This is a genomic window from Peribacillus deserti (assembly GCF_002863585.1).
GTDB classification, from domain to species: Bacteria; Bacillota; Bacilli; order Bacillales; family DSM-1321; genus Paraperibacillus; species Paraperibacillus deserti_A.
In genome coordinates, this window is sequence record NZ_PGUY01000104.1 from 1 (window position 1) to 8,520 (window position 8,520).

At 35.0% G+C, this 8,520-nt stretch carries 8 protein-coding genes and 1 pseudogene; 3 read left to right on the forward strand and 6 right to left on the reverse strand.

Going from position 1 to position 8,520, the window contains the following annotated elements; genetic code table 11:
* Positions 1–118 precede the first annotated feature (118 nt).
* The 4 genes and pseudogenes from CUU66_RS23645 to CUU66_RS23660 all read right to left on the reverse strand — a co-directional run.
* Positions 119–340: a hypothetical protein gene (locus tag CUU66_RS23645; protein ID WP_101645861.1), complete on the reverse strand. Its 222-nt coding sequence runs from the start codon at positions 338–340 to the stop codon at positions 119–121.
* A 426-nt stretch (positions 341–766) separates the two neighbouring features.
* Positions 767–1,237 carry a hypothetical protein gene (locus CUU66_RS23650; RefSeq protein ID WP_101645862.1) on the reverse strand — a complete coding sequence of 157 codons (471 nt, stop codon included), beginning with the start codon at positions 1,235–1,237 and terminating at the stop codon, positions 767–769.
* A gap of 10 nt (positions 1,238–1,247) precedes the next feature.
* Positions 1,248–2,258, reverse strand: a complete 1,011-nt coding sequence (locus tag CUU66_RS23655) for a DUF3231 family protein (protein WP_101645863.1) — start codon at positions 2,256–2,258, stop codon at positions 1,248–1,250.
* A 209-nt stretch (positions 2,259–2,467) separates the two neighbouring features.
* Positions 2,468–2,617 (reverse strand): annotated as a pseudogene (locus CUU66_RS23660) (ATP-binding protein); the annotation flags it as partial.
* A 204-nt stretch (positions 2,618–2,821) separates the two neighbouring features.
* On the opposite strand from CUU66_RS23660, the gene CUU66_RS23665 reads away from it, so the two are divergent.
* From CUU66_RS23665 to CUU66_RS23675, 3 genes are read left to right on the forward strand one after another with little or no spacing between them, the layout of a single operon-like run.
* Entirely contained in the window at positions 2,822–4,357 is a 1,536-nt protein-coding gene (locus tag CUU66_RS23665; RefSeq protein WP_101645864.1) for a spore germination protein, read from the forward strand.
* A 28-nt stretch (positions 4,358–4,385) separates the two neighbouring features.
* Positions 4,386–5,465 carry a Ger(x)C family spore germination protein gene (locus CUU66_RS23670; protein ID WP_101645865.1) on the forward strand — a complete coding sequence of 360 codons (1,080 nt, stop codon included), beginning with the start codon at positions 4,386–4,388 and terminating at the stop codon, positions 5,463–5,465.
* Positions 5,466–5,491: 26 nt separating this feature from the next.
* Complete coding sequence (locus CUU66_RS23675; protein ID WP_101645866.1) at positions 5,492–6,580, forward strand: GerAB/ArcD/ProY family transporter; 1,089 nt, start codon at positions 5,492–5,494, stop codon at positions 6,578–6,580.
* A 1,123-nt stretch (positions 6,581–7,703) separates the two neighbouring features.
* Here the strand turns inward: CUU66_RS23675 and CUU66_RS24515 are convergent.
* Together CUU66_RS24515 and CUU66_RS23685 are read right to left on the reverse strand one after the other, a co-directional pair.
* Positions 7,704–7,898 carry a hypothetical protein gene (locus CUU66_RS24515; protein WP_180955416.1) on the reverse strand — a complete coding sequence of 65 codons (195 nt, stop codon included), beginning with the start codon at positions 7,896–7,898 and terminating at the stop codon, positions 7,704–7,706.
* A 92-nt stretch (positions 7,899–7,990) separates the two neighbouring features.
* Positions 7,991–8,308 (reverse strand): tyrosine-type recombinase/integrase, encoded by a 318-nt coding sequence (locus CUU66_RS23685; RefSeq protein ID WP_101645867.1) that lies wholly within the window; start codon positions 8,306–8,308, stop codon positions 7,991–7,993.
* Positions 8,309–8,520: the final 212 nt, after the last annotated feature.

Here is an 8,520-nt window from a genome sequence, read left to right on the forward strand (position 1 = left end):
AATTGACTGATAAGACGCTCTCCTTTTTTAAAAAACTGACTGAGCTGCGTCTATTTAAGTATGCCATTTTTCTAAAGTGGCAGAATTTAATTTTCATGGTAGTGAACCAGCTTCTTTTTTAAGATAAGACTACTGATAAAACAACAAAAATAAACGTTATAATTCCAAGGGTAATTTCTCTTGATGTTTTCCTTTCCCACCTTTGTATAAAAACATTCGATAAACTCCTATCATCTTTAATTTCTTGTTTCAATTCTTTCTTGAATCGGGACGATTCTATAATCAATAACCCCAATAAAAAAACAGCAATTAAACCACAAACTACTCCCATCCAGTTCATATTATTCATCCTTAAATGTATTATAATTTATATTTGTTTCAAAATTAGCATACTCCAAATCACCAAAAAAACTATTATACCATTATTAAACTAATCTACCCTGTTAGTGGAACAACACAAAAAAGCTGCCGAAACAGCCCTTCTTATTAAACTAACGCACCCTTTAGTTTAAGTGTATTTTTTCACAATCTCTATTTTTGCAAAGAAAAATAGGCTGCCATAAAAAACTTAAAAATTGCACTTGTCTTATGAAAGTATTGGAGTGAGCCTGATTATTATATGTAAGAAAGTAAAGAAGTTAAAGTAATCTTTAGGAGATGAAAAATAGAAAAATCTTGAAGAATCACTGACAATAATTTAATGAGTTGGTAAATAACCTATTTGGGGGAATTAAGAAGGGGGCGACTTTCGCCATCCGATCAAAATTTAAGTTTTTTCTTGATTTTTGTTTAATATTATTTTTAGAGAAAATCCAATAATCAATCCAGGAATAACACACAACATTGGAAACCATACCGACCCTAATAATATCCCAAACACTCTAGCATGTGCTGAATACATAATTCCTACTGTAACAAGGAATGCCGAACTAACGAAGGGAAGATAGGCATAAGGTTTTTTCCCTCCTCCTGCATCTTTAAAGGCATCCCACATCGCAAAGAAGTATAAACAGGGATAAAACATAAGCCACTTAAAATTTGCTTCAGAAACTGCCCTCTCTATATTTCCAATAAAACTTAAACGGATAATTTCATTAAAGTTTGAATTTACGTTTATAACAAATTCCAATCCAATTAGTAAAAAGCCTTTAAATAGCCGACCATTTAATATTTGGGAAAAACCAGGTAGGGCTATACTCCATAAAACACTCTCAATTATTTTATTTTTCTTTTCCATCTCAGTTACATTATTTGTCTTTTGCCAAGTCTTGATGTTCTGTTGCTAGGGGTGGCTGCTCTATCCACCCATTTTCTATTAAAAGATTCATACCATCTTCTGCAATTAATGCAATTTCCATATTCATTCGTGCGTAATCAGCCGACAAGTCTCTTCTTTGAGACATTGATAAAGCCTCCCCATAATAACCAAGTGCGGCAGATAGTAGTGTTGCTATATGGAAAAGCATAAGCTTATCAGAAAAGGGAGGTACGGTTGAATCGGTTACTTCTGATTCAAATATCCTTGGTTCATGGAGATTCTCCTCTTCTAACATTAAACCTAATATATGAAAGTGTCTTTTACAAAGTTTTCGAGCACGTTCGAAATACTCTCGTACTTCTTTAGATTGGCATACTTGGCTGAATACTAACTCTAAAACCATTTTCACCATAGTTTTTTGCATATTCAGATGTGCACCACTGATTTCGATTGCATTTATCGGTCTTCGCTTTCCGAACCAACCAGTCAAATAGTTTTGTTTCCTAATGAAATCAATCTTTTGTTTATTATTTAATGTAGGCGGTTTACTAAGAATTCCCTTAGATAAGGCGACGGTAGTGACCCTATCATATAATTCCAATGTTTGAGAAGTACATTCAATTAAATATTTTCTGACATCCTCACGTATACTTACACTTGTAGCACCAGCATATCTCGTCAAACCGTGAATCGTCATAATTTGCAAATAAACAACCTTAAATGTATCCGTAAATAAACTAGGGGCATTTACTGTTACATCTTCGTCTGTGAACCCTATTGGAATAGGATAGTTTTCTTGTGTTAAAAATTGTTTCGTTCTTTCTATATGGGTTTCTGATAATTGTAAGGCAAATTGAAGTAAAGCACGAGTATCTTCGTCTTTAGCATCATTTAATAAATAGCGAAGAACACAACGTGACATACTGTCATTAACATATTGAGACCAGATGATACCATATTCTGAAGCATTAATTTTTTCTTGGTGATTGATCTGTTCCATTTTTTCATGCCTCCTAACTTTTCAGAAGTAGGTTAACCAATAACAAAAATTTTATTTGTTAAAAACTTCTGAGAAGATAAAATTTATTACTTCTATACACGAATTAACAACCAAGGAAAATGTATTGATGTGTTTTAAATTGTATAATATGTCAAAGTTGGTTAAAACTTCCTCGAAATCCTGGGTATAAAATTCCCCAGAAGGATTTTTCAGTCCTTCTGTTTTTGTTTACTCATTTGCTTCTCTTTAAGTCTGCAGCTATCACCCTTTAAGTTGAAAATTCGAGAGTGATGCAAAAGTCGGTCAAGCATCGCAGTCGCGATAATTGGGTCCCCGACCATTTCTCCCCACTCTCCAACCCCTGTAAGCAAAGGACCTTGATCCTCATAGAAATAATCCCTGTAGGGGTAGGATAGGACAGCAAAAGTTCCTGGGTAAATAGGTGTTCTGTTTGTGTCCTTTCCGTTCTCCCACCTCTTTATAAAACGGATTTACATAAATATGGGGATGCCTTTACATAATATAGAAGGATATGAATTCCTTTGTAATAGGGAGGTGATTAGATGTTCTTCAAAAAACGAAAGATTAGAAATAATAAAGACAATCAGGCCGTGACTGAGAATTCACAAGATATTGACCAGCTGTTTGCTAAGGTTAAAAAATCCAGTGATTTTAAACAATTTCCACTTACGGATGAATCGGGACATTTAATCATTTCTTACTACAATACACTAGTCGATCAACAACAACTCCAACTAAAAATTTTAATGGTTTTCCGAGAGACCCCTTTTGAACTAGACAGGCTAGAGAAAATTGATGACATAAAGAAAATCATCGCAATAGAAGATATTGTAATAACGGATAATCGGAACGAAGCTGAATCAAAGTTACTTAAAGGGTATGCGATACTTCAAATGAAGGAAAATGATCAAAGGGTTGCATTAATTCTCTTATCTAATGATAAAGCTGGATTGCGTGAACAAAATAACGTTGAAAATGAGTTTAGTGTGGTGGGGCCACAAATTGGGTTTCTTGAGAATATTGATGTAAATATACATTTATTAAGACTACAAATAAATACAACTGATCTAATTACGAAGGAAGTAAACATTGGTTCTACTTCAAATACTCGAGTTATTATTGCTCATATTGATGGGATTACGAGTGAGCAGCATGTTAATACCATGACCCAACGGCTTCAAGATATTGATTTTGATGTCATTTTTGATACTTCTCAGCTGCATCAATTTATAGAAGATGATTCCCTTACACCGTTTCCTTTGCTTCTTCCAACTGAACGTGTGGATAGGGTGGTTCAAGCTCTTATTAACGGACAAGTAGCTGTTTTAAGTAGTGGGTCGCCATATGTCATTACAGGTCCTTCTACAATAATTGATTTTTTTATTTCACCTGAAGATTACTTTCTCCCATGGATTCTTGGATCTTTTTTTCGTTTAATACGGGTATTCAGTGTCCTTTTCTCCATTTTTGGAACATCTATTTATATAGCCGTTATCACTTACCATTACGAGATGATTCCAAACGATTTATTTGGTTCACTTAGTAATTCTCGTTATAGTGTCCCGTTTCCACCGGTATTAGAGGTGATTTTTCTGGAATTCACGATTGAACTATTACGTGAAGCGGGAGTCCGGTTACCTACAAAGGTAGGACAAACATTGGGAATAGTGGGCGGTATTGTTATCGGCCAAGCGTCAGTTGAGGCGTCCCTTACAAGTAATGTCTTACTCATTATAGTCGCCTTATCTGCCTTAGCTTCCTTTACTACCCCAATTTATAAAATGTCGAACACTATACGTTTTTTACGTTTTCCTTTAATTTTCTTCGCATCTATTTGGGGGGGACTAGGCATTGTTATAGGGATTGCCTTTTTAATCATTCACCTTACACGGTTAGAATCTTTAGGAACACCCTATACCGTTCCATTTTATCCTTTTAGGCCTGAGGATTTAACGGACAGCATTATCCGTTCCTCTTATAGTAAAACACCCAAAAGGCCAAATTACTTACGTCCTAAATCAATTTGGAGATACCACCCACATAATCACAAAAAAAAGAAAAGTGATTTTGATGAATAAACAGGAAAGGATAATAAAGGTGAATTAAATGAAATTATGTTTTCTGTTAATTTCTAGCTTGACTTTCTTTTTATCAGGGTGTGGTATACATGAGAGGATCATTGATGATGTTCAGATAATTGAAGCTCTGGGATATGATCGGGAAGAAGGCAAAGTCAAAGGAATTGCTATTTATCCTACTTTCGCAGAACAGGGAAATATCAAATTGAAGATTTATAAAACGGCGTCTGATTCATATGAAGACATACTCCCGAGAATGAATGCAAAATCAGCCTATCCTATTGAGACAGGAAAATTAGATTTTGTATTGTTCGGCAAGGAATATGCCAAACAAGGGATCGAAGATGTTATCACTAATTTTTCCCGAAATCCAAATACGGGGAGTCGAATGCAGTTGGGCATTGCTGAAAACACAGCCGAAGATATACTTCAATCCAGTAAACATGTGAATCTTTCATTCCATTTAAGTGAAAAAATCAATCAAAACATTGAAAGTGGTAATTTGCCAAAAATGAATCTGCACATGTTTTTGAACAATTTTTATCAAGAAGGGAGGGATCAAATTTTACCTTACCTTATCCTAGATGAAGGTCAAATTAAAATTGACGGGTTAGCCTTATTAAAGAACGGGAAGTACATAAATCATATTAATTTAAGAAAGTCCTTTATTCTAAAAACATTAATTGATGGGTCTCATAATGGGCAATATAAAACCAAAATCACACAAAATAAAAAGGAAGGTTTTATTCTCTTGAAAAACCTGGATACAAAAACTACATATACGGTTGAGAAAAGCGAAGGCCTTCCGAGTATATGCATCGATTTAACCATCCATGCAGAGATTGAAAAAGCATCATCCTGGTTTGATTTGAAAAAAGACAAAGATATTGTAAAATTGAAACGAATTTTAAATGAACACTTTAAGGAAGAGGTCCAAAGTTTAATTTCACTGGCACAAGGATACAATGTAGATCCCATTGGGTTGGGAGAAAAGGTTAGAGCCACCTCAAGAAATTGGGACTATCAACGGTTTATGGACATATACCCAGAACTAAAAACCACTGTACACACAAATGTTTACATCCCAAATACAGGTATTGAAGAGTAAGTCTGCATGATAAGAGGAGGAACCACGTGAAATCATTACTAGACGAACGACATTTAGTATCTTCCTTTTACGTTTTCTTTCTAATCTGCACGAATATTATTGGCATAGGAATCATGAGTTTTCAACGAGATATAACGAAGGACGCAGGTTATGATGCATGGATTTCCATCATTTTATCAAGTATAAGCATTCATATACTAGTTTGGATGATCTATCGTATTCTTGGAATTGCTAATAATGATGTCATACATGTTCACAAATTTTACTTTGGAAAATGGATTGGCGGGCTGTTCAACATTTTTGTGATTTTCTACTTTCTTATATTAGCTTTAATTGTTTTCCGTGTTTATATTGAAGTTGTTCAAGTTTGGCTGTTTCCCTTAATGAAGACATGGCAAATAAGCCTCATTCTTCTAGTCCTCGTTTATTACATTGTATCCGGTGGATTCCGCGTGATTACAGGAATGTGTTTCTGGGGAAGTATCATACCTTTTATTATCCTGTTTCCCCTTAATTTTTTTTCATTGGAATTTGCCAATTTTCACAATTTATTACCCGTCTTTAACCACTCTGTGAAGGAAATCGTATCATCCTCTAAAGCTATGTTGTTTCAGTATGTTGGCTTTGAGACCTTATTCATGTTCTACCCATTCATAAAAAATCCAGACAGATCACAAAAATGGGCCCATATTGGACTTTTGTTCTCAAGCTTACTTTATCTAATAATAGCACTCATCACATTTGTCTTCTTTAGTGAAGGATACTTAAACCAGACAATATGGCCAACATTAACTCAAATGAAAATTGCGAAATTCCCTCTAATAGAAAGAGTCGAATTTATCGTTGTTTCGATCTGGTTACTTCTCATATTACCCAATATCAGTGTGAAAATATGGGCAGGTTGTCGTGCTATTAAGAAAGTAATAAATGTGAAACAACGTATAAGTCTGTTCATTGTACTGGTCCTATTCTTTATTATAGCTAATGTGCTTAAAGAGAGGAGTCAAATAGAGCGATTGAATGAAATGTATTCAAACATTGCTTTTTACTTTGTATATCTATATATCCCTTTTCTCTTTTTGTACATTCATATTAAGCATAAAATAACTAAGTAGGATAGAAAGCTTCTAGAAAACTTATAATACAATCTGGGCAGATCGTTTTGTAAGGATTCAACAGAAAAGGTCAGCAGTTACATTTGGGAAGGGGAACCATTCCAAATCACAGAAATTACAATGGATGATCCTAAACTAAGTGAGGTTTTAGTTCGCCTTATTGCGTGGGGGATTTGACACACTGATGTTCTAATACAAATCAAGCTTACCATTATATATTTCTCCATCGGATCTTGTAAATTTATGTATCATAACGCAATTTGTGGTTAGAAGTTAATTAAGGGGTTTGTAGGAATGGGAGTAAGTAGGGGTATGTGCAATTATACTTGGAATAAGCCTAAGAATCTTAGATTTAATATTAATTACAGATTCAAATAAGAAATAAAATTTAAGAGAACCATTTGATTGATTAATGATGTTCTTCTTAAACTAACGCACCCAATAGTTTAAGTACATTTTTTCACAAACTTTCTGCTGATATAAAAAGGTAATTACATTTTACTTTTTTAAATAAAGCAATGTTATTTAAATCCCAGAACGGATGGGCTCAATGGCACCATAGTGTATCGACCTTCCTCTCCAGCCCTAGAAACAGTATGGACGGCTTGGGAACATTTTCATTCTCTGTGGTGAATCGCTGGTTTTGCGATTCATGAGAGGCTAACGGGTGCGTTAGCTTAATAAAGAATGGTTGCTTCGGCAGCCTTTTTCTTTGTTCTACCAATGGGCAGGTAATCACACTAATAGAACCGAATAAGTAATGTATAAATTGATGTGGTTTAGTACGCATTTCTAACTAAGATCGACTGGGGGAATTGGGACATTTTAATCAGTGTAATTAGTATCTGGTTATGTGCTTTTCTTGTAGCAAGATTATTCAGTGTATTAGGTGGAAGATGGAGTCCATTTGGAAAGACCTTTTGGAAAAATGACTTAGCTATTACTTTTGCACAGAGTTTAATAATAATAATCTTGCTTGAAATCATTTAAATTAGTGATTCTTCAACTCCCATGAAAATTAATTCTGAGATAAAGTCAAAAAGGCAATACTAAAGAAACAGCTCATTCTATTTTTTAAAAAAGAGTGCCTGGTTAGCTTGTCTATATGTATAAGTTTGATGGATTAGGAGGCTTCTGATTCAGATAAAGTAACACTGTATCCTAAGTTTTCAAATCTTCGAACGGAATGACGGACGATGGAAACCTGTCTTTGCTTATCAAAGTAGTCTTCACCGAGATCTACGTATATCTCTTTTCTGGATAGGAGGTAGTAAGCAATTCTTAAAATGGCAAGGGCCACGGCTATAGCTGCTCGCATTTTCCCTTTTTTTGCAGCTGTTCGCCTATACAAAGCACCTAGGTAGTTCTTCGAACCACGAATAGAATGAGCTGACTCCACAAGTGCAGCTTTTAAATACTTATTTCCTTTTTTGACTCTGGAAGTCTTCCGTTCTCGTGTCCGAGTAAAGTCTGAATAACTTCAAGGGGAGCCCCGTTATTTAATAAATGAGTCGCATAACTGTGACGGAACTGGTGAGGGTGGATATTTTTAGTCAAGGCTGCCCTTTTCGAAATTCGCTTTATGATGTAACGTATCTGGGCTGTACTCATCCTATGTGGACAGCGTTCCGTGACAAATAGGGCTGAATCTTGATCATGCCTGTTAGCCAAATAACCTTCAATCCGTTTATCGACTTCATAATTTTCCCACGCTTTGGTTAATAACATATAATCTCCTCCTGATTATCTATCTAAAAGGGATTATCTCCAGTTAAAATACCACTTAGTACACTTTAGTCTGAATATTGGGCTAAAGAGAGCGTTAATTAAAGAAGGAGGGCTGGCTGGCTGCTACATCAGCTTTTTTTGTTCTTCAGCTAACGGGGCAGCATTCCTGTAATGAATGAAAATGAGGTTTGAATAAAAAAATAACCTCTTGG

Coding starts and splice junctions, on each gene's coding strand:
- CUU66_RS23645 (WP_101645861.1), bottom strand. CDS start 340: ATGAACTGGATGGGAGTAGTTTGTGGTTTAATTGCTGTTTTTTTATTG.
- CUU66_RS23650 (WP_101645862.1), bottom strand. CDS start 1,237: ATGGAAAAGAAAAATAAAATAATTGAGAGTGTTTTATGGAGTATAGCC.
- CUU66_RS23655 (WP_101645863.1), bottom strand. CDS start 2,258: ATGGAACAGATCAATCACCAAGAAAAAATTAATGCTTCAGAATATGGT.
- CUU66_RS23665 (WP_101645864.1), top strand. CDS start 2,822: ATGTTCTTCAAAAAACGAAAGATTAGAAATAATAAAGACAATCAGGCC.
- CUU66_RS23670 (WP_101645865.1), top strand. CDS start 4,386: ATGAAATTATGTTTTCTGTTAATTTCTAGCTTGACTTTCTTTTTATCA.
- CUU66_RS24515 (WP_180955416.1), bottom strand. CDS start 7,898: ATGCGAGCAGCTATAGCCGTGGCCCTTGCCATTTTAAGAATTGCTTAC.
- CUU66_RS23685 (WP_101645867.1), bottom strand. CDS start 8,308: ATGTTATTAACCAAAGCGTGGGAAAATTATGAAGTCGATAAACGGATT.